The sequence below is a fragment of the Kitasatospora sp. NPDC051705 genome, from assembly GCF_044453265.1.
GTDB lineage: Bacteria > Actinomycetota > Actinomycetes > Streptomycetales > Streptomycetaceae > Kitasatospora.
The window spans coordinates 165,573-185,389 of the sequence record NZ_JBITCO010000004.1 but is presented as its reverse complement, the minus strand read 5'-3'; the positions used below and the strand labels follow the sequence as shown (position 1 = coordinate 185,389).

The window sequence follows — 19,817 nt, the reverse complement described above, 5'->3', positions numbered from 1 at the left end:
GGCGGGGGTGGGCGCAGTGGGGGCGCACGGGAGCATTTCCCAGGGCGCGTGGGGGGTGCGGTTCGTCACCGTGGGTATCCCGCTGGCGTTGCTGATCGCTAACCTTGTGTCAGATTCCTTGGACGGTCGGACAGTCGGCAACAGATCAGCAGAAGCGTCGCCCGCCGGCCGGGACCGGAGGGTGTGGGGAGGCGAAGCCCAATGGCCGCGAGACCACTCGTCGCACGACAGCCCAACGAGCGTCTGCAGCAACTGATCCAGGAGGCCAGCTGCTCCAACGCGGGCCTCGCCCGCAGGGTCAACCTCTGCGGCGCCGAACACGGCCTGGACCTGCGCTACGACAAGACCTCCGTCGCCCGCTGGCTGCGCGGGCAGCAGCCGCGCGGGCAGGCGCCGGCCGTGATCGCCGAGGCGCTCGGCCGCAAGCTCGGCCGCAGCGTGTCGGTCGAGGAGATCGGCATGGCGGACGGCAAGAACCTCAGCTCCGGCATCGGGCTGCAGTTCGCGCCGACCCTGAACGCCGCGCTGGAACAGGTCTGCGAGCTGTGGCGCAGCGACGTCGGCCGGCGGGACTTCCTGACCGGGGCGACGGTCGCGGCCTCCGCCCTGGTGGAGCCCAGCCGCGACTGGCTGATCACCCCGCCCGACCCGGTGGTGGCCCGCACCGGCGGCCCCCGGGTGGGCCCGACCGACGTGGCCGCGATCAAGGCCACCACCACCATGCTGGTCGACCTGGACCACCGCTTCGGCAGCGGTCACGTCCGCCCGGTCGTGGTGCACTACCTCAACTCGGTGGTCTCCAGCCTGCTCGGCGGCGCCTACCGGGAGGAGACCGGGCGCCAACTCTTCGCCGCCGTGGCCAGGTTGACGGAACTGGCCGGCTACATGGCGGTGGACACCGGGCAGCCCGGGCTGGCCCAGCGGTACTACATCCAGGCGCTGCGCCTCGCCCAGGCGGCCGACGACCGCGGCTACGGCGGCTACGTGCTGGCGGCCTCGATGAGCCACCTGGCGGCCACCCTCGGCAACCCGCGGGAGATCGCCCAGCTCGCCCGCGCCGCCCAGGAGGGCGCCCGCACGGTGGCCACCCCGACGGCGATGGCCATGTTCTACGCCGCCGAGGCCCGCGGCCACGCCCTGCTCGGGGACGCCCGCTCCTGCGAGGCGGTCGCGGCCAAGGCGCTGGAGATGATGGAGAAGCGCCGCCCGGAGGACGACCCGGACTGGATCGTCCACTTCGACGACGCCTACCTGGCGGACGAACTGGCCCACTGCCACCGCGACCTGGAACAGGCGGGGCAGGCCGAGCACTACGCCCGCCGGGCGCTCGACCTGCACCCGCCCACCCGGGTCCGCCGCCGCGCGGTCGACCTCGTGCTGCTCGCCACCGCGCAGCTGCAGCAGCGGGACCTCGAGCGGGCCTGCGAGACGGGGGCGCAGGCGGTCCGGCTGCTGAGCGGGCTGCGGTCCAACCGCGGCGTGGAGTACCTGGACGAGTTCCGGCGCCGCCTGGAGCCGTACCGGGAGCAGCGGGTGGTCCGCGAGTTCCACGCCCGGGCGGACGCGGAGGCCGCCTAGGGGCGTGTCTTTCGGATCACGCCAGGCGGGCGCCGCCGGGGCACGCACTCCCCCAGCCTTCGGCCGGGGGTACCCCCACGCCGGCTTCTCGTCAGTCGCCGATGCTCCGCATGGACTCCCTCCTCGGCGCCGCCGATGCACGCACCCCAACGACGCCCGCTGATCCGACGTGATCCGAAAGACACGCCCTAGGGGCGGAGCAGCCGGTGGACGCGGAGGCGGGGCCCAGGGGCCGTCCGGCGAGGCTCTGAGCCCCGGTCCGGGGGCTGTGAGGGGAGTGTGTGAGGGATGTCCCGCCCGCGTGGCCACCCGGTTCGGCGAACCGGTAGCGTGGGCGTGACGTCCAAGGAACTGTGATGCTCCCAAGAACCGACGAGATGTGGTCCGCCGTCAGCGCGCGGTCGTGCACAGGTGAGGAATCGCGTTGAGCCAGCGCCGCTCGTACCCCAACTCGGGTGACTTCAACCTGGACGACCTGTTCCGCCCCGAGCCCGGCCAGCAGCCCCAGGGGCAGCCGGGCCAGCCGGGCCACCCGCAGAACCAGGCGCCGGTGCCGCCGGTGGGCCAGCCCTCCGGGCAGCCGGAGTACCTCGGCGACGGCGCGCACGCGCTGCCGACCCAGGCCATGCCGGCCCAGCAGCCCCCGTGGGCCGGTGCGCCGCAGCCCGGCTACGGCGTCCCGCAGCAGGACCACGCGCCGGAGACGCAGCACCTCCCGCCGTACCCGGTCGCGGACCCGCGGGGCGGCGGCTACCCGGCTCAGCAGGCCCAGCCCGGCTACCCGCAGCAGCACCAGCCCGCCCCGGGCGGGTACGGCTACCCGCCGGCGGGCCAGCAGGTCGTGCCGCAGCAGGCCGCACCGGGCTACCAGGACCAGGGCTACGGGCAGGGCTTCGAGGCCACCCAGGCGGTGCCGTCGGCGGCCCCGGCGGCGCGGGCCCGCGGCGGCCGCCCCTCCAACAAGCTGGTCATCGGCGGTGTGCTGGCGGGCCTCGCGGCGGCCGGCGTGCTGGTCGCGGTCCTGATGAACGGGGACGACACCGCCTCCGGCGGCGACAAGAAGACCGGCACGGTTGCCGCCACCGGCAGCACCGCACCCGGCACGGCGAGCGCCAGCGGCTCGGGCGCGGCCGTCGACCCGGACGTCAAGGCCCAGGCGCAGCCGCTGTCGGACCTGCTGGGCACGGCGAGCGACAGCCGCTCGGCGGTGGTCGGCGCGGTCTCCTCGGTGCAGAAGTGCGACAAGCTGCCCGAGTCGCAGCAGGCGCTCAGCGGCGCGGCCGGCAAGCGGCGCGAGCTGCAGACGAAGCTCGGCCAGCTGAAGACGGACAAGCTGCCCGGCGGCCAGCAGCTGGTCGACCAGCTCAACGCGGCCTGGACGGCCTCGGCGCAGGCCGACGACGAGTACGCGGCCTGGGCGGGCGACTCCCAGGCTCCGGGCGCCTGCGACCCGAAGAAGCAGGACAACCAGCACTACAAGAACGCCGTGCAGGCCAGCGGCACGGCGACCACCGCGAAGAAGCAGGCCTCGGCGCTGTGGAACGCGATCGCCGTCCAGACCGGGCTGCCCAGCCGCGGCGACGGCGACCTCTGAGGACCCGGACGGACGGGCCGGGCGGGCCGGGCGGGACTGCGCGGGGTCGGACGGCGCAGGGTCGGACAGCACGGGGTCGGACGGCGCAGGGGCGGGCCGGAGCCCGCCCCCGTGTGCCGGTCAGGCCGGGGGCCTGCCCCCGGTGAGCACCCAGCGGACGTCCACGAAGCCCGGTTGCTGCAGGGTCATCCGGCCGCCCTTGACCACCTGATAGGTGACCCAGGTGTTCACCAGCCGCGGGGACTCGGTGCTGGGCAGCATGTTGGTGGTGCCCCAGTTCAGCGGCGGGGTCAGACCGACGTCGATCCCCTCGCCGCTGTCCAGCAGCGCGGTGATGGTCTTCTCGGTGACCTGCTTGCCGGCGGCCGTGAGCTTCTCGACGACCATGCGGAACACCTCGTACGCGACCCAGGTGGTCTCCACCCCGGGGTCGGAGACGTCGATGGTGCGGCCGCCGGTGGTGTCGGCGCGCACCACCGCGCGCAGCCCGTCCCAGGTCTTGGCCGACTCCGGCGGGTACCAGCTGGTGACGTACGCGCCGGCCAGCGGGCCGGAGTCGCCGCCGGTGGAGTCGACCACCGACTGCTGCACGCTGCCGATCACCGAGGCGATCCTGGTGTTCTTCGGGTTCAGCCGGCGGTAGGAGTCCAGCAGGTTGCCGGTGGGCTCGGCGGCGAGGGCACTGGTGATGCAGTTCCCGGACTCGTCGCGGCCGATCGCCTTGCGGGCCACCGCGGTGTAGTCGGTGGACTGCTCGGGCGCCTTGACGTCGAGCAGCTTGATCCCGGCCGGCTTGAGCGCGTTGGCCAGGTAGCCGAGCAGGTTGTCGCCGGCCGGGGTGTCGGGGCGCACCAGCGAGACGGCCTTGCAGCCGGCCTCGACCAGCTGGCGGCCGCTGCCGCCGATCAGGGCGGGCATGCCGCCGTCCACCGGGTACGACAGCGGGCTGCTGAACTCCGGCTGGGAGAGGCCGTAGCCGCCGATCAGCGGGATGCCGGCGCGCTCCAGCGTCGGCATGAAGGCGTCGCCCCACTGGCTGTAGGAGCCGAGCACGGCGACGGCCTTGGCGTCCACCGCCTGCTGGGCGCAGGCCCGGGCACCGTCCGCGGTGTTGTGCTCGTTGCAGGTGATCACCTTCAGGCGGCGGCCGTTTAACCCGCCCTTGAGGTTGACGTCCTGGCCGACCGCCTCGGCGAGCGCGGTCATGCCCGGGCGGTCGGCGGACCCGGTGCCGGACGGGGCCCAGGTCATCACGGTGAGGTCGCCGCCGTTGGTGGAGGCGTCGGCCGGTCCGCCGCACGCGGAGGCCGAGAAGAGGGTGGGGATCAGGGCGGCCGCGGCGGCTGCCGCGGCGATCGGGCGGCGTCGTCTCGAGGCGTGGTGCCGGGCCTGGAACGCGTCCCTTCGGCTGGTCATCGGTCTTCCCTCTCTGGGCGCCATCCGGCGCACCGGATCCAGCCAAACGCCGGTGCCACACGTCGAGAGGGCCGAAGTGCGAACAGTCGGCAAACGGGGGCTGAAATCCGGACGGGTACGCGTGTAGATCGCGAGTGGAGCACGAACGGACCGGGAACGTACGATCGTTCTCCATGTCCGCCAGCACAGATTCTTCGCACCGGTCCGCCCGAAACCCTTCTCGTCCGGGCCACCGCTCCAGCACCATGGGCGGCATGCCGCTCAACGACCTGCCCTGGTGGCGCTGGCGAGCCCGACTCCGCTCGGCGCTGCACATGCTGTCCGACCCCGGGTTCCAGCACGAGACCTGGCTGACCGGCCGGGCCGGCTACGGGGACGTGACCGACGCCGTCTACCGGCTGGTCGAGGACACCTGGCTGGACCGCTGGTCGGCCGGGAAGTACGTGGGGACGATCTTCCGCGACGCCACCGAGGCGGCCCTGGTCGACGTCGCGGTGCTGAGGGTGGTCCACCTGCTGCACGAGGTCGGCGCGGACGCCCCGGCCTCCGCCTACCTCGGGCACCCCGGCTGGCCGGAGGCGGTCCGGGCTGCCCGCGAGGCGCACGTCGTGCTGGCGTCCAACGACGGGGACGACCCGGACGCGGCGCCCAAGTCGCTGGACGTGCTGCGCATCCTCACCCAGGTCTGAGCCCCGGGGCGCAGCCCGGGGCGGGGTCGGGCCGTGGCGGCGCCGTGGGCGGGCCGCGCCGTCGCGGCGCCGCGACCGGGCTCCTGAGCAGGGCCGTCCCGCAGTACGGGCAGCGGGGCGGCGAGTGTCCAGGATGTGACACGCTGGACCACCCACGCACGCCACGACCTCAGGACGGGATACCCCCAGTGGACCAGCAGCCGGCCAGCGCCCAGTACGTCCTCACGCTGTCCTGCCCCGACAAGCAGGGCATCGTCCACGCCGTCTCCAGCTACCTCTTCATGACCGGCTGCAACATCATCGACAGCCAGCAGTTCGGGGACGGCGACAGCGGGCTGTTCTTCATGCGGGTGCACTTCTCCGCCGTCGAGCCGGTCACCGCGGACAAGCTGCGGGCCAGCTTCGCCGCGATCGGCGCCTCGTTCGGGATGGACTGGCAGATCCACCCGACCGAGCAGCGGATGCGGATCGTCCTCATGGTCAGCAAGTTCGGCCACTGCCTGAACGACCTGCTGTACCGCACCCGGATCGGCGCCCTGCCGGTGGAGATCGCGGCGGTCGTCTCCAACCACACCGACCTGCGCGACCTGACCGAGAGCTACGGCGTCCCGTTCCACCACATCCCGGTCACCCGGGACACCAAGGCCGAGGCCGAGCAGCAGCTGCTGGACCTGGTCGCCAAGGAGGACGTCGAGCTGGTCGTGCTCGCCCGCTACATGCAGGTGCTCTCGGACCAGCTGTGCACCGCGCTGTCCGGCCGGGTGATCAACATCCACCACTCCTTCCTGCCGAGCTTCAAGGGCGCCAAGCCCTACCACCAGGCGCACGCTCGCGGCGTGAAGCTGATCGGCGCCACCGCCCACTACGTCACCGCCGACCTCGACGAGGGCCCGATCATCGAGCAGGAGGTGGCCCGGGTGACCCACGACACCACCCCGGACCAGCTGGTCGCGCTCGGCCGGGACGTCGAGTGCCAGGCGCTGGCCCGCGCGGTGAAGTGGCACAGCGAGCACCGGGTGCTGCTCAACGGCACCCGCACGGTGGTCTTCGCCTAGGCACTGCGGCGAGGGGCCAGGGGCCCAGGGTCCAGGCCGGCGGCCGGCCCACGGGCCTGCCGCCGCGGCCGCTCGAGCCGGCCGCGGCCCGGCGCTACGGCCGGGAGAGCAGCGGGAGGGCGTGCAGCACCTCGCGGATCGCGGCCCGGTCGCCGTGCTCGCCGACCGGAAGCCGGTCCGGGTCGCGGTGCGCGGCGGCGAGCTGGCAGAGCTCCAGGCCGTCCAGCACCATCGAGGCCACCGGCTCGCCGCCGGGCGGCCCCGCCTCCGGACCGTCCAGGGGTATCAGCCACTCGCCGGCCGCCGGGCCGTCGACCACCAGGCGCAGCCGGCGGCCGCCCCGCTCCGGGCCGCTCGTGCCGGCCGGTGCCCCGGCGGTCGCCGCGGCGGGTCGGGCGGCGCGCAGACCGGCCAGGGCCTGCGGGAGCATCCGCACCGCCAGGTCCACCAGCTGCCGCAGGTGCTGGGGTGCGGGCGGCTCGTACGGGTAGGCGACCGCGCGGGCCACGTCCTCGCCGTGCACGTAGCACTCGAAGGCACGGTCGAGGAAGGCGTCGCGCAGCGGGAGGACGGCGAAGCCGTAGTCGACGGGGGTGTTGCCCTGCGGGGCGAGCGCGGCGGTGCGCACCAGCTCGTGGGTCTGCCGCCGCCACCGGGCGCGCACCGACTGCGGCGGGAGGTCGGCCTGCTCGGCGATCAGCCGGGCGGTGCGCCCGGTCACCCCGGCGAACCGGCCGCCCTGCGGCGGGACCCTGGGCGGCGGTGCGACCGCCTCCTGCGGCGGCACCCGCCGTTCGGCCGGGGGCGTCGCGGTGCCCGGGGCGGCGGGCACCGGGTCGGGCAGGCCGAGGGCCAGCGCCAGCCAGCCGTCCACGGCGGCGAGGTGGCCGAGGACCTCGGCCGGGCGCAGCCGCTCGACGCCGCCGTGCCAGGGCAGTTCGGCCACCTCCTGCCACTCCTCCGGGCCGAGGTCGCGCAGCAGCGCGTCGAGCTTGGCGGTCTCCGCGCCGTAGGGCATGCCCCAGACGGGAACGGGCAGTTCGGCCGGGCGGCGGGCCAGGCACCAGTCGAGCACCTGCTGGCGCAGCGGTCCGGGCTGGTCCAGCGGCTCGTCGAGGGCGAGCCAGCCGGCCGCCTCGCTCAGCCGGGCGGCCTCGTCGGCGCAGTCCGCGCAGCCGGGCAGGTGCTGCTCCAGCTCGGCGGACTCGTGGCCCTGGCAGGCACCGAGGGCCCAGGCCCCGAGCAGCGAGCGCAGGTCGTCGTGCCGGTCCCCGGTGCTCATGCGCCCCCGTTCCCGTGCTCGTCGCCGGGGCCGTCCCGGTGGCCGTCCGCCTCGTCCGCCTCGTCCGCCTCGTCCGGCCCGGCGGGCCGCCCGTCCCGGTGGCCGTGGTCCTCGTCCTGGCGGGCGCGTTCGTCGGCCAGCTCGGTGGCCAGCAGCGACAGTCCGAGCCGCATCCGCTGCTTGGCGGCCTGCTCGGTGATGCCGAGCAGGCGGGCCGTCTCCTGGTAGGTGCGGCCGTCGTAGTACGTCACCGTGATGGTCTCACGCAGGGGTTGGGGCAGGGCGTCCACCACGTAGCGCACCCGCGCGGCGGTGGACACGGCGCGGATCTCGGCCTCGGCCGCGCCGCGGTCGGGTTCGCCGGCGTGGCCGTACTCGGCCGCCCGGCGCAGCCGAAGCCGGTCGACCGCCCGGCGGTGGGTGAGCGTGCCGAGCCAGGAGCGCAGTGAGCCCCGGGCCGGGTCGAAGTCCTCCGGGTGCTCCCAGACGTGGGCGAATATCTCCCGGGTGAGCTGGGCGGCGGCGGTCTCGTCGGCGAGTATCCGCCCGGCCAGGCCGTGCACCATCGGCGCGAGCTGGTCGTAGAGTTCGCCGAGCGCGGTCTCCTCGCCGCGGGCGAGGCGGTGCTGGAGCTGTTCGTCCCAGCGCGGTGCGCGGTCGGGGGCGGCCATCGGGAACCACCCTCCTGCCGGGTCCGCTGGCTTACCCAACGGTATCTTGCGGCCGCTCGGCGGTGGGAGGATTCCCCGAAGAACGGAACCGGGGCTCGCGGATCGTCACATGGTGGGACGGTCGGCTGGTGGGACGGTCCGTCGGACGTTCCGCCGGAGCCGCTGTTCGAGCACCGGTGGACATATGTCGCACGGGTGGTTCGCGAGTGGCGGGCCGGGCGCGCGGGGCGTGCGGCGGTAGGTTCGCCACTGCGGGACCGGCGGGTCGGCCCGGGTCGGCCGAGTGCCGGTACGAGGCTCGCGAGAGTGAACGGGACAGTATGCACCGCGCTGTCCCCCGATCGCTGGAATATGCCCGAAGCGCTTGCTGCGGCCCGTCCGCCCACCCATCCTGAGGCGTATTCGAGTCGCGGCCAGTGCGCGACGGACGAGGTGGCGCGGGCGGACGGATCGGGTGAGCGCCGGGCGGGAGCCCGGGTGGGCCCGGCCGGCTCCGGGCGACGTGCGAGGCCCGCCGGCTGGATGATCCGGCCCGATCGGGACGATGGCCGAACTGCGAGTGCAGGTGGTGGAGCGGTGCAGGTTCTTCAGGTACAGCTGGCCGTGCAGGCGGACCCCGCAGAGGTCGGCCGGGCGCGCCGGTGGGTGCGCTCGCGGCTGCTGAACCACGGCGTCGACCCGGACGCGCCGATCGCCGAGACGGTGGTGCTGGTGGTCTCCGAGCTGGTGACCAACGCCGTGGTGCACACCGGGAGTCCGGCCGTGCTGCGGCTCTGCCTGCCGGTGGAGGACGGCCCGGCCGGCACCCCCGAGGCCCCGCTCTGTCCGCTCCGGGTGGAGGTGGCCGACGCGAGTCGGACGGCCCCGGCGCCGCGGCACGCGGGCGCGGACGAGGACGCTACCAACGGGCGCGGCCTGGAGCTGGTGGAGCTGCTCTGCGAGCGCTGGGGCTGGTACCCGGACGGCTCGGGCAAGCGGGTGTGGTGCGAGATCGGCGCGGACGCCCGGCCGGTGGACCCGATGGCCGGCGTGGACTGGGCGGCGCTGGCGCAGTAGCCGTGGGCGGTGGCGGTGGCGGTGGCGGTGGCGGTGGCGGTGGCGGTGGCGGCGGTGGTGGTGGTGGTGAACCGGGGCGCCGGTGTGCGCCGTTGATGCGCCGCCGGAGATCACCGGCTGAAAGTTGACGCAACCATTCCGAATTTCGGACTACCCATTGACGTGACGTATCCGACTGATCACGCTTGGGTGCAGCTCTTCGTTGCGAGGGGACGTCGAGGGAAGCCCGAACGCCGCCACGGTGCTGTTGTCCAGGGGGACCGCGCCAGCAGGGGGGCCGTGGAACGTCGGCCGCGGGCTGTCCTTGGCGAGTGCGGGGAGCACGACGCGGGTTCAGGGCCCGTGCGTCGCGATCGGATGGCGGTCTGCCGTGCCGCGCTCGGGGTGAGCACGGTCGGCCGCCATCCGATCCGCCGTGGTACTAGGGCGCTTTCCGGCCACCCGGACCACACCCGGCCCACCGACCGCAGGGGTACCGTGCGTCACCCCGGAACGGCGCGGCGCTCCGGAACGGCGCGTCACTCCGGAACGGCGCGGAAGGTCCGCCGGTACGCGCTCGGCGCGACGTCCAGGCGCCCGCGCAACTGGAGCCGGAGGGAGGCGGCGGTGCCGAATCCGGACTCCCTGGCGATCTGGTCGACGGTCAGGTCGGTGCGCTCCAGCAACTGCCGGGCCCGCTCGGTGCGCTGCACGGTGAGCCACTGGCCGGGGCTGGAACCGGTCTCCTCGCGGAAGCGCCGGGTGAAGGTCCGCACGCTCATGCCGGCCCGGTCGGCGAGCCGGCTCAGGGCCAGCGGCTGGTCCAGCCGCTCCAGCGCCCAGGCGCGCACCGCGGCGGTGCCCTGGCCGGTCGACTCCAGCGGACTCGGCGCCTCCACGTACTGCTTCTGGCCGCCCTCGCGCCACGGCGGCACCAGGCAGTTGCGGGCCACCGCGTTGGCCACCGCGCTGCCGTGGTCGCGGCGGACCACGTGCAGGCACAGGTCGACCCCGGCGGCCACCCCGCCGGAGGTGAGGACGTCGCCGTCGTCCGTGTAGAGGACGTCGGGGTCGAGCAGCACCTGCGGGAACAGCTCGGCGAAGCGCCGGGTGTAGCGCCAGTGGGTGGTGGCCGGCCGGCCGTCCAGCAGCCCGGCGGCGGCCAGCAGGAAGGAGCCGGTGCAGATCGACATCAGCCGGGTGCCGGGCCGGATCCGGGCCAGCGCGGCGGCGAGTGCGGGGGTGAAGGCGGCGTCGACGGTGGCCGGGCTGGAGTCGGCGGAGGCCGGGACCACCACGGTGTCGGCCCGTTCCAGCAGCTCCGGGCCGTGGTCGACGGCGATCCGGAAGTCCGCGCTGGTGGCGATCGGACCGCCGTCCAGGGTGCAGGTGGCGACCTGGTAGAGCGACTGCCCGAGCGGGTCCCTGGCGCCGCCGAAGATGCGGGCGGGGATGCCGAGTTCGAAGGCGATCACGCCGTCCAGGGCGAGTACCGCGACCAGGTGCGCCATGCCGTTCCCTCCGGTGCCGTGGTGGTCGGGCCAGCGTACGCCGGGCCGTGGCCCGATTCTTGCGAAACCTGTCATTCAGGCCACTCGTCGGGGCCCCGCGGCTTCGGGACACTCGTCCGCGTGACCGAACGCAACGTCCTCGCCCCCACGCCCGCCCCCGCCTCCGCCCCCGCCCCCGCCTCCGGGGGCCCGTCCGACCCCGCCCGCCCCACCCGCTTCCGGGTGCACTACGCCTGGGTGGTGGCCGGCGTCTCGCTGCTGGTCCTGCTCGGCTCGGCCGGCTTCCGGTCCACGCCCAGCCTGATGATGGACGCCCTGCACAACGAGTTCGGCTGGTCGGTCGCGACGATATCCAGCGCCACCTCCGTCAACCTGACCCTCTACGGCCTCACCGCCCCGTTCGCCGCCGCCCTGATGGACCGTTTCGGCGTCCGCCTGGTGGTGGTCTGCGCACTGCTGACCATCTCGGTCGGGTCCGGGCTCACCATGCTGATGCGCGAGCCCTGGCAACTCGTGCTCTGCTGGGGCGTCCTGGTGGGCCTGGGCAGCGGCTCGATGGCCGGCGCCTTCGCCACCACGATCACCGGCCGCTGGTTCCGCGCCCGGCAGGGCCTGGTCACCGGCGTGCTGACCGCCGCCGGGGCGGCCGGCAACCTGGTCTTTCTGCCGGTCGGCGCCTGGCTGGTCGAGCAGCACGGCTGGCGCTCGGCGGTGATCGTGGTCTCGCTCTCGGCCAGCGCGGTCGCCGTCCCGGTGCTGCTGCTGATGCGCGAACGCCCGGCCGACCTCGGCCTGCTGCCGTACGGCGAGACCGGGGAACTCCCCTCCCCGGCCGCCGGCGGCTCGGAGGGGACCGCGACGGCGACCGCTGCCGACGGCCGCGCCCTCGCCCGCACGCTGCGGGTGCTGCGGGAGGCCGCGCGCGGCCGGGCGTTCTGGCTGCTGGCCGGCTCCTTCGCGATCTGCGGTGCCACCACCGCCGGCCTGGTCGGCACCCACTTCATCCCGGCCGCCCACGACCACGGCATGCCGGTCACCACCGCGGCGAGCCTGCTCGCCCTGATCGGCGTCTTCGACGTGGCCGGCACCGTGTTCAGCGGCTGGCTCACCGACCGGGTCGACTCCCGGCTGCTGCTGGTCGTCTACTACGGGCTGCGCGGGCTCTCGCTGCTCCTGCTGCCGCAGCTGTTCGCGGGCTCGCTGGAGCCGCCGATCCTCGCCTTCGTCGTCTTCTACGGCCTGGACTGGGTCGCCACCGTCCCGCCGACCGTCGCGCTGTGCCGCCGGCACTTCGGCGAGGACGCCCCGATCGTCTTCGGCTGGGTGCTGGCCAGCCACCAGATCGGCGCCGCCGTGGTGGCCGGCCTGGCGGGCCTGGCCCGCGACGCGCTCGGGAACTACGACCTGACCTGGTACGGCGCCGGTGCGCTGTGCGCGATCGCGGTCGGGCTCTGCCTGGCCCTGCGGGGAGGGCGGACGGCCGCGCGGCCGGCTCCGGCGCTGTCCTGAGGCCGTCCACCGCCGCCCCGGCGCTGTCCCGAGGCCGTCCACCGCCACTCCGGAGCGGACCGCTAGGCTCCGCAACCATGGCGCTCATCTTCACCGTGGACCCGAAGCTCGACCCCGACCTGCGCACCGCCGTCGTCCGGCTGTGGACGGACGTCACCAATGCCGGCGGAGCGGTCGGCTTCGTGGCGCCGGTCACCGAGGAGGAGGTCTGGGACACCGCCGAGCAGCAGTTCGCCGGGGTGCGGCCGGACGGCCCGGACCGGATGCTGGTCGCCCACGAGAGCGGTACCGGCCGACTGGTGGGCGTGCTGTTCTTCGAGTCGATGCGCTTCGAGCTCATGGAGCACTGGCGGATGCTCAAGCGGGTCATGGTGCACCCCGACTTCCAGGGCCGCGGTTACGGCGCCGAGCTGCTGGCCGAGGCCGAGCGGGTGGCCCGCCGGTGGGGCCTGCAGTCGCTGCGGCTCACCGCGCGCGGCGGCCAGGGCCTGGAGGGCTTCTACGCCCGCAGCGGCTACCGGGAGGTCGGCCGGGTGCCGGCCGCGATCAGGGTCGCCCCCGGGGACGACCGCGACGACATCACCCTCTGGCTCGACCTGCGGTGATCCGGGCCGACGGCGGGCGGCGGCGGGCGGGGCGCGGACGCCCCCGGCCCCGCGCCGCCCGTCAGGCATGCTTCACTGGGAGACCGGCCCCCGCCCAGACCAGTGAAAAGGACGTGTTCCCGTGAGCAGCACCGGCCAGGAGAAGTCGCACGCCACGCTCCGCTACACCTCCCTGCGGGTCAGCATCTTCCTCGGCTGCCTGCTGGTCTCGCTGCTGCTCGGACACTTCGGGATCATCCCGGTCAGCGGCCAGGCCGGCGTGGTCTTCCTGTTCCTGCTGGCCGCGGTCGCCTCCGCGCCGCTGAGCTACGTGCTGCTGAGCCGCCAGCGCGACGAGATGTCCAGCCAGATCAGCGGCAAGGTCGAGGGCCTGCGCAGCCGTACCGCCGAGCGGATCGCCGCGCAGAACGCCGAGGAGGACGCCGCCGACGACGCCGCCCGCGCGGCCGCCGCCGGGCAGAGCTGACCCCGGCCGGACCAGCGACCGCAGCCCTCGTGCCCGCCTCCGCCACCTCCGGTTCGGGTTCCACCTCCGGTTCGGGTTCCGGCTCCGGCTCCGGTTCCGGTTCCGGGGCCGTTCCGCCCGAGCCGTCCTCCGCCGCGTCCGGCGACACCCCTGCCGGGCCGTCCACCGACACCTCCGCCGTTCCGGCCGTGCCGTCCGCCGTGCCGTCCGCCGGGCCGTCCGCCGACTCCCGTGCCGTTCCGGCCGCCGGGTCGTCGGCCGAGCCGCCGGGCAGCGGCGCCACCGGGACCTGGCCGGCCCCGGTCCGGCGGCCCACCGGCCGCGACGTGGCCAGGCTCGCGGGTGTCTCGCAGGCCACCGTCTCGCTGGTGTTCTCCGGTGCCGAGGCCGGTCGCCGGGTCTCCGACGCCACCCGGGAGCGGGTCCGGGAGGCCGCCCGCAGCCTCGGCTACCGCCCGCAGGCGGCCGGCCGTCAGCTGCGCCTGGGCCGCAGCGGGATGATCCTGCTGGCGGTGCCGAACATCCTCGGCCCGTTCTTCGGCCGGGTGCTAGAGGGCGTCCACGAGGAGGCCGGCCGGCACGGCCTGGCGGTGGTGGTCAGCTCCGGCTGGGGGAGCGCCACCCTCGCAGAGGCCGCCACCACCAGCCGCTTCGACGGCCTGCTGATCTGCTCCCCGGACGACAGCCAGCTCGGTGAGCTCCCCGCCGACACTCCCGCCGTATTCCTGGACGCCGACCCGGGCACCGACCGCGCCCGGCCGACCGTCGAGCTCGACGTCGCGGGCGGCATGCGCGCCGCCGTCGAGCACCTGGCCGCGCTCGGCCACCGCCGGATCGGGCGGCTGCGCTCGACCCACTCCGCGTACACCTTCCGGGTGCGGCAGGCCGCCTTCGAGCAGGCCGTCCGCGAACTCGACCTGGACGTGGTCGAGTTGGGGGTCAGTCTGAACGAGGGGCAGCCGGCCGCGCGGAGCGTGGCGCACCGCCTGCTGGAGCGCGCGGACCACCCGCGCGCGGTGGTCTGCGACGACGACGTGGTCGCCTCCGGGGTCTACCAGGCCGCCGCCGAGCGTGGGCTGCGGGTGCCCGGGGACCTGTCGGTGGTGGGCATGGACAACGTTCCGGTGGCGGCGCTGCTCGCCCCGCCGCTGACCACCGTGGACCTGCCCGGCGAAGAGCTGGGCCGGGTGGGGGTGGCGGCGCTGGCCGGCCTGCTGCGCGGGGAGCGGGTGGCGCCGGTCGCGCCGCTGGCCACCTCGCTGGTGCTGCGCTCCTCCACGGCGCCGGCCCACGGCTGACTCCCGGGCGGGGCCCGGCGTGATCCCGGGCGGACCGCTACGTGGACTGCGACGTGGGCTCCGGCGTGTCCCGGGCGGACCGCCACGTGGACCCCGGCGTCGACCTCGGCGTGGAATCCCGGCGTGGGCCCCGGCGTGGGCCCCGGTGTGGAGTCCGCCCGTCGATCGCAGCGCACGGCGGCCGGAGACGGCCGCAGGGAAGTGGAAAAGGACCGCGCCCACCGGCCAGACCCCGGTGGGCGCGGTCGTCTACGGGGCGCCTCAGCCCACCGGGACCGGCTGCGCCAGCGGCGCGACCGGTGCCGGGTGGAACCAGCGCCGGGCGCCGAACAGCAGCAGGCCGCCGAGCGCGATCCCGCCGGCCGCGCACAGCGCCACCGGGCGCAGCGAGTCCTCGGCGAGGTGTCCGGCCACCGCGTAGCCGAGCGAGTTGCCGGTGGCGAACAGCGTCACCAGCCAGGCGAACGCCTCGGTCACCGTCCCGGTCGGCGCCAGCTCGGCGACCAGCACGAACGCCGCCGCCAGCAGCGGGGCCAGCACGATCCCGGACAGGAAGGCCAGTACGGCCATCGGGTACGGCCCGGGCAGCAGCACCAGCGGGAGGTAGGAGGCGGCCATGGCGAGCGCCATCACCCAGGTGCGGGTGGCGGTGCTGCTGCGCCACCGCACCGCGCCGTAGGCGAGCGCACCGAGCAGGCCGCCGAGCGCGGCCAGTGCCAGCAGGGTGCCGGCCCCGCCGGGCAGCTCGCCGGCGTGGTGCTCCGCGTACGCGATGAACAGCACGTTCTGCGCGCCGACCGCCCAGCCGGCGCCGGCCAGTCCGACCAGCAGCAGCACCAGGCCGGGGGAGCGCAGCGGCCCGAGCAGGCCGGCGGAGTGCTCCCGGGCCGGGGCGCGCCAGGCCCGGGCGGGGGCGGTGGTGGAGACGATCAGCGCGCCGGCCAGGCCCAGGCCGGCGGCCACCCAGAGCGCGGCGACCGGGCTGAACAGCCCGGCGATGCCGGCGACGGCCAGCGGGCCGGCCACGTAGAGGATCTGCTGGGAGGCGGAGTCGAAGGCGTAGGCGGTGTCGAGCTGCTCCTCCTCCACCACCTCCGGCCAGAGCGAGCGCAGGCAGGGTTCGAGCGGGGGCATGGCGAGTCCGGCGATCGCGGCGCCCAGCGGGGCGGCGAGGGCGGAGCCGGGGGCGAGGGCGAGCAGGGCGTAGCCGCCGCCGGCGACGACCGCGGAGGCGAGCAGGACGCGCGGCTGCCCGGTGCGGTCCACGACGCGTCCGAGCACCGGCCCGCCGACCGCGGCGGCGATCGCGTACGCGGCGGTGGCCAGCCCGATCCGCCCGTACGGCGTGCCGGCCTCGCGCAGGGCGAGGGCGATGACCAGGGCGGTCATGCCGGCGGGCAGGCGGCCGAGCAGCGTGCCGAGGAGCAGGCGGCTGACGTGGGGGGCGCGGAGCAGGGCGAGGTAGCCCATCGGCGTCTTCTTCTCCGGTCTGGGCAGGCGGGGGCGGGGACAGGTCAAAGTTATACGTATAACCACCTGCGGTCAATCGAGCCGGTCGGCGTCGACTGATGGGGCGTCAGCTTCGTTCGTGTCCGGATCTCGCCGCAACCTCAAACAACTACTTTGAACATCTCAAACCTTTGCTGCTAACGTGTCGGCCGTGACCACCTCAGACGCACCGCGGACGCACGGCCTGGGCTCGCTGCCCGGCGCCGCCCGCCCGTGCGCTCTGACCGGTGCTGTGGACAGCCCGCGCCGTTGTCGCGCCATGAGCTGTACGTCGGCGGCACGCCCCTGACCGGGGGTTCGTGACCTTCCTGTCCGGCCCCGCGCCGTGCCGCCTTCCCCGCCCCGCCCCGCCGTCAGCAACGCCCTCCCCCGGAGCCGCACCGTCATGTCCACAGCGCCCGAGGCGACCTCGTCGCCGTCCGTGCTCACCAAGATCCGAAAGACCCCGTTCTGGGTGCAGATCGTCGCCGGCCTCGTGCTCGGCGCCGGCCTCGGCTACCTGGCCCGGACCGCCGACATCTCCTGGCTGGCCACCACCCTGGAGACGATCGGCAAGATCTTCGTCCAGCTGCTCAAGCTGGCCGTCCCGCCGCTGGTGTTCACCGCGATCGTGGTGAGCGTCGCCAACCTGCGCAACGTCACCAACGCGGCCCGCCTGGCCACCCGCACCCTGCTCTGGTTCATGATCACCTCGCTGATCGCGGTGGCCATCGGCTTGGGCCTCGGCCTGCTGACCAACCCCGGCCGGGGCACCGACCTCAAGACCGAGGGCCTGAAGGCGCTCGACTCCAAGGGCACCTGGATCGACTTCCTGACCGGGATCTTCCCGACCAACATCGTCGACGCCTTCGCCAAGGTGAACGTCCTGCAGATCGTCTTCATGGCGGTCGTGGTCGGCGCCGCGATCATCAAGCTCGGCAGCCGGGCCGAGCCGGTCCTCAAGCTCAGCGAGTCCGTGCTGGAGCTGACCCAGACCGCCCTGTGGTGGGTCATCCGGCTCTCCCCGCTCGGCACCCTCGGCCTGATCGGCAAGTCCGTCGCCAAGTACGGCTGGGACCTGCTCAAGCCCTTTGCCACGCTGACCCTGGACGTCTACGTCGGCTGCGCGCTGGTGCTGTTCGTCGTCTACTCGCTGGTGCTCCGGTTCGCGGCCGGCCTCAACCCGGTGAACTTCTTCAAGGGCGCCTGGCCCGCCATCCAGCTGGCCTTCGTCTCGCGCTCCTCGGTCGGCACCCTGCCGGTCACCCGCCGGGTCACCGAGCGCCTCGGCGTCCCGAGCGAGTACGCGTCCTTCTCCGTGCCGTTCGGCGCCACCACCAAGATGGACGGCTGCGCCGCGATCTACCCGTCGATCGCCGCGATCTTCGTCGCCCAGGTCTACAACATCGACCTCGGCATCAAGGACTACGTGCTGATCGCCTTCGTCTCGGTCGTCGGCTCGGCCGCCACCGCGGGCCTCACCGGTGCGATCGTCATGCTGACGCTCACCCTCTCCACCCTGGGTCTGCCCCTGGAGGGCGTCGGCCTGCTGCTCGCCATCGACCCGATCCTCGACATGGTCCGCACCGCGACGAACGTCGCCGGCCAGGCGCTGGTGCCGGTCGTGGTCGCCGCGCGGGAGAAGATCCTCGACGTCGCCGCGTACAACGACCCGTCGGGCGACCTGTACGACGCCACCCCGGCGGCCGTGATCCCGGCGCAGGCGGGCAAGGAGGCGGCTCCGGCCGCGGTCTGACCCTCCGCAGTGCAGAAGGGCCCCCCCCCCCCCCGAACCGGGGGGGGGGGGGGCCCTCCCCCACGCCGCCCCGGGGTTCCCGGGCACGAGGCAGGGGGCCCGCCGGTCGGGCGGGCCCCCTTGGGTGTTGCTCTTGTGCTCATGGTGACGGCTGTCGGGAGCCGCCGACGGACCCGGTGGGGTCCCGAGCGATCAGAACATCAGAGGATGGTCAGATAGCGGTGACGTTCTCCGCCTGCGGGCCCTTCGGGCCCTGGGTGACGTCAAAGCTCACCGCCTGGTTCTCCTCCAGCGAGCGGAAGCCGCTCGCGTTGATGGCGGAGTAGTGGACGAAGACGTCGGGGCCGCCGCCCTCCTGGGCGATGAAGCCGAAGCCCTTCTCAGCGTTGAACCACTTGACGGTTCCCGTGGCCATGCCGTTCTCCTTGCGAGGGACGTATCGGGGGCCACACCGTGTGGCACCCGGTCCGCTGCGCTGATCGCCCTGCCTCCGGACGAGTCCGAAGTTTTTCGATATTGCTGAAAAACTACAAAAAGCCTGCGGTTACATGCTCCGCAGGCTTCAAGTACTGCAAGGGGAATCAAACTGCAACTGAGGGCAACGCTAGCATGCGGTCGCTGTGACGACCAGGGGTGACTTGCGGCCCGGACGGCGCGTGTCGTAAGGCCCCGCGCGAGGGCGCGGGGCGGGCGGCGCAGGGGTGTTGGGCAGGCGGCGCGGGCGCCCCGCGAGGGTCGGGAGGCGGGTCGCGCGCAGGCGTGCGGGGCATCCGTGGCGGAGTCGGCGCGGGCGTGTCGGGTGGCCGGTGCGAGCCATTCCGAACACCGGGCATACGCTGCGGGGAAGCGCACGAACAGCACGAGGGAGCGGCGCAGTGGCAGCACCGGACGGACAAACGCGGGAGCCCCAGGAGAACACCCCGGAGATCACCCCGGTCAGGCCGCGGGTCGGCCATATTCAGTTCCTGAACTGCGTCCCCCTCTACTGGGGCCTCGCGAGGACCGGCAATCTGCTCGACCTCGACCTCACCAAGGACACCCCGGAGAAGCTGAGCGACCAGCTGGTCGACGGCCGGCTGGACATCGGGCCGATCACCTGCGTCGAGTACCTGCGCAACGCGGACGACCTGCTCGTCCTGCCCGACATCGCGGTCGGCAGCGACGGCCCGGTGATGTCCTGCATCATCGTCAGCAAGGTCCCGCTGGGCGAGCTCGACGGCCGACGGGTCGCGCTCGGCTCCACCAGCCGCACCTCCGTCCGGCTCGCCCGGCTGCTGCTCGAGGAGCGCGAGGGCGTCCGCCCGGAGTACTTCAGCTGCCCGCCCGACCTCAGCGCCATGCTCGCCGAGGCCGACGCCGCCGTCCTGATCGGCGACCCGGCGCTGCGTGCCTACCTCGGACAGGCCGCCGACCTCGGACTGACCGTCCACGACCTCGGCGAGATGTGGAAGGACTGGACCGGATTGCCCTTCGTGTTCGCCGTCTGGGCGGTGCGCCGGGAGTTCGCCGAGCGCCGGCCCGAGCTCACCGCGGCCGTCCACCGGGCCTTCCTGGAGTCCCGCGACCTCTCGCTCGTCGAGGCCGCCAAGGTCGCCGAGCAGGCGGCCCGCTGGGAGGCCTTCGGGGCCGACGTGCTGGAGCGCTACTTCAGCGAGGCCCTCGACTTCTCCCTCGGCGGGCGCCAGCTCGCCGGGGTCGCCGAGTTCGCCCGGCGGGTCGCCCACGACAGCGGCTTCGCGCCGGACGTGGCCGTGCGGTTGCTCGAACCGGTGGCGCTGCCCGTCGGCTGAGCGCGGCCCCCGCCCGGCCCGGTACGGTCTGCTCCCGGGTGCGTCCTGCGGGCGACCGCAGCGCGCCCCGGGAA

General features: G+C 74.3%; 17 protein-coding genes. 11 read left to right on the top strand and 6 right to left on the bottom strand.

The genetic code is table 11. The features are described 5' to 3' along the window. Window positions 1–201: 201 nt before the first annotated feature. Window positions 202–1,578 (top strand): transcriptional regulator, encoded by a 1,377-nt coding sequence (locus ACIA8Q_RS07410; protein ID WP_360212528.1) that lies wholly within the window; start codon window positions 202–204, stop codon window positions 1,576–1,578. 424 nt (window positions 1,579–2,002) lie between these two features. After that, complete coding sequence (locus ACIA8Q_RS07405; protein ID WP_360212526.1) at window positions 2,003–3,172, top strand: hypothetical protein; 1,170 nt, start codon at window positions 2,003–2,005, stop codon at window positions 3,170–3,172. A gap of 120 nt (window positions 3,173–3,292) precedes the next feature. Here ACIA8Q_RS07405 and ACIA8Q_RS07400 read toward each other — a convergent pair whose 3' ends face one another. Further along, window positions 3,293–4,588 carry an ABC transporter substrate-binding protein gene (locus tag ACIA8Q_RS07400; protein ID WP_360212524.1) on the bottom strand — a complete coding sequence of 432 codons (1,296 nt, stop codon included), beginning with the start codon at window positions 4,586–4,588 and terminating at the stop codon, window positions 3,293–3,295. A 173-nt stretch (window positions 4,589–4,761) separates the two neighbouring features. On the opposite strand from ACIA8Q_RS07400, the gene ACIA8Q_RS07395 reads away from it, so the two are divergent. Then, entirely contained in the window at window positions 4,762–5,277 is a 516-nt protein-coding gene (locus ACIA8Q_RS07395) for a hypothetical protein (RefSeq protein ID WP_360212522.1), read from the top strand. A gap of 188 nt (window positions 5,278–5,465) precedes the next feature. Next, complete coding sequence (purU, locus tag ACIA8Q_RS07390; protein WP_387900844.1) at window positions 5,466–6,332, top strand: formyltetrahydrofolate deformylase; 867 nt, start codon at window positions 5,466–5,468, stop codon at window positions 6,330–6,332. 94 nt (window positions 6,333–6,426) lie between these two features. Here purU and ACIA8Q_RS07385 read toward each other — a convergent pair whose 3' ends face one another. Together ACIA8Q_RS07385 and ACIA8Q_RS07380 are read right to left on the bottom strand one after the other, a co-directional pair. Then, the gene (locus ACIA8Q_RS07385; RefSeq protein ID WP_360212520.1) at window positions 6,427–7,614 is read right to left on the bottom strand and encodes an MDMPI N domain containing protein; all 1,188 of its coding nucleotides are present in this window, start codon (window positions 7,612–7,614) and stop codon (window positions 6,427–6,429) included. Beyond that, the gene (locus ACIA8Q_RS07380) at window positions 7,611–8,285 is read right to left on the bottom strand and encodes a sigma-70 family RNA polymerase sigma factor (RefSeq protein ID WP_396316880.1); all 675 of its coding nucleotides are present in this window, start codon (window positions 8,283–8,285) and stop codon (window positions 7,611–7,613) included. The genes ACIA8Q_RS07385 and ACIA8Q_RS07380 overlap by 4 nt, the downstream gene beginning before the upstream one ends. A gap of 576 nt (window positions 8,286–8,861) precedes the next feature. Here ACIA8Q_RS07380 and ACIA8Q_RS07375 point away from each other — a divergent pair. Continuing rightward, window positions 8,862–9,341: an ATP-binding protein gene (locus ACIA8Q_RS07375; RefSeq protein ID WP_360212516.1), complete on the top strand. Its 480-nt coding sequence runs from the start codon at window positions 8,862–8,864 to the stop codon at window positions 9,339–9,341. Window positions 9,342–9,859: 518 nt separating this feature from the next. Here the strand turns inward: ACIA8Q_RS07375 and ACIA8Q_RS07370 are convergent. Continuing rightward, the gene (locus ACIA8Q_RS07370; protein ID WP_360212514.1) at window positions 9,860–10,831 is read right to left on the bottom strand and encodes a helix-turn-helix domain-containing protein; all 972 of its coding nucleotides are present in this window, start codon (window positions 10,829–10,831) and stop codon (window positions 9,860–9,862) included. Between the two features lie 120 nt (window positions 10,832–10,951). On the opposite strand from ACIA8Q_RS07370, the gene ACIA8Q_RS07365 reads away from it, so the two are divergent. The 4 genes from ACIA8Q_RS07365 to ACIA8Q_RS07350 all read left to right on the top strand — a co-directional run bounded on the left by ACIA8Q_RS07365 (window position 10,952) and on the right by ACIA8Q_RS07350 (window position 14,709). Next, window positions 10,952–12,340 (top strand): MFS transporter, encoded by a 1,389-nt coding sequence (locus tag ACIA8Q_RS07365; RefSeq protein WP_360212512.1) that lies wholly within the window; start codon window positions 10,952–10,954, stop codon window positions 12,338–12,340. 77 nt (window positions 12,341–12,417) lie between these two features. Beyond that, on the top strand, window positions 12,418–12,945 hold the full coding sequence (locus tag ACIA8Q_RS07360; RefSeq protein ID WP_360212510.1) for a GNAT family N-acetyltransferase: 528 nt from the start codon (window positions 12,418–12,420) through the stop codon (window positions 12,943–12,945). A gap of 121 nt (window positions 12,946–13,066) precedes the next feature. Further along, complete coding sequence (locus tag ACIA8Q_RS07355) at window positions 13,067–13,411, top strand: DUF4229 domain-containing protein (RefSeq protein ID WP_360212508.1); 345 nt, start codon at window positions 13,067–13,069, stop codon at window positions 13,409–13,411. Window positions 13,412–13,440: 29 nt separating this feature from the next. Next, a complete protein-coding gene (locus ACIA8Q_RS07350) occupies window positions 13,441–14,709 on the top strand; it encodes a substrate-binding domain-containing protein (protein ID WP_396316879.1) in 1,269 nt (422 codons plus the stop codon). Between the two features lie 261 nt (window positions 14,710–14,970). Here ACIA8Q_RS07350 and ACIA8Q_RS07345 read toward each other — a convergent pair whose 3' ends face one another. After that, a complete protein-coding gene (locus tag ACIA8Q_RS07345) occupies window positions 14,971–16,179 on the bottom strand; it encodes an MFS transporter (protein WP_396316878.1) in 1,209 nt (402 codons plus the stop codon). 424 nt (window positions 16,180–16,603) lie between these two features. Between ACIA8Q_RS07345 and ACIA8Q_RS07340 the strand changes: the two genes are divergently transcribed. Next, a complete protein-coding gene (locus ACIA8Q_RS07340; RefSeq protein ID WP_387900854.1) occupies window positions 16,604–17,953 on the top strand; it encodes a dicarboxylate/amino acid:cation symporter in 1,350 nt (449 codons plus the stop codon). Window positions 17,954–18,164: 211 nt separating this feature from the next. On the opposite strand, the gene ACIA8Q_RS07335 is transcribed toward ACIA8Q_RS07340, so the two are convergent. Next, window positions 18,165–18,368: a cold-shock protein gene (locus tag ACIA8Q_RS07335; protein WP_030060085.1), complete on the bottom strand. Its 204-nt coding sequence runs from the start codon at window positions 18,366–18,368 to the stop codon at window positions 18,165–18,167. A gap of 511 nt (window positions 18,369–18,879) precedes the next feature. On the opposite strand from ACIA8Q_RS07335, the gene ACIA8Q_RS07330 reads away from it, so the two are divergent. Next, entirely contained in the window at window positions 18,880–19,743 is an 864-nt protein-coding gene (locus tag ACIA8Q_RS07330; protein ID WP_360218916.1) for a menaquinone biosynthesis protein, read from the top strand. Window positions 19,744–19,817 lie beyond the last annotated feature (74 nt).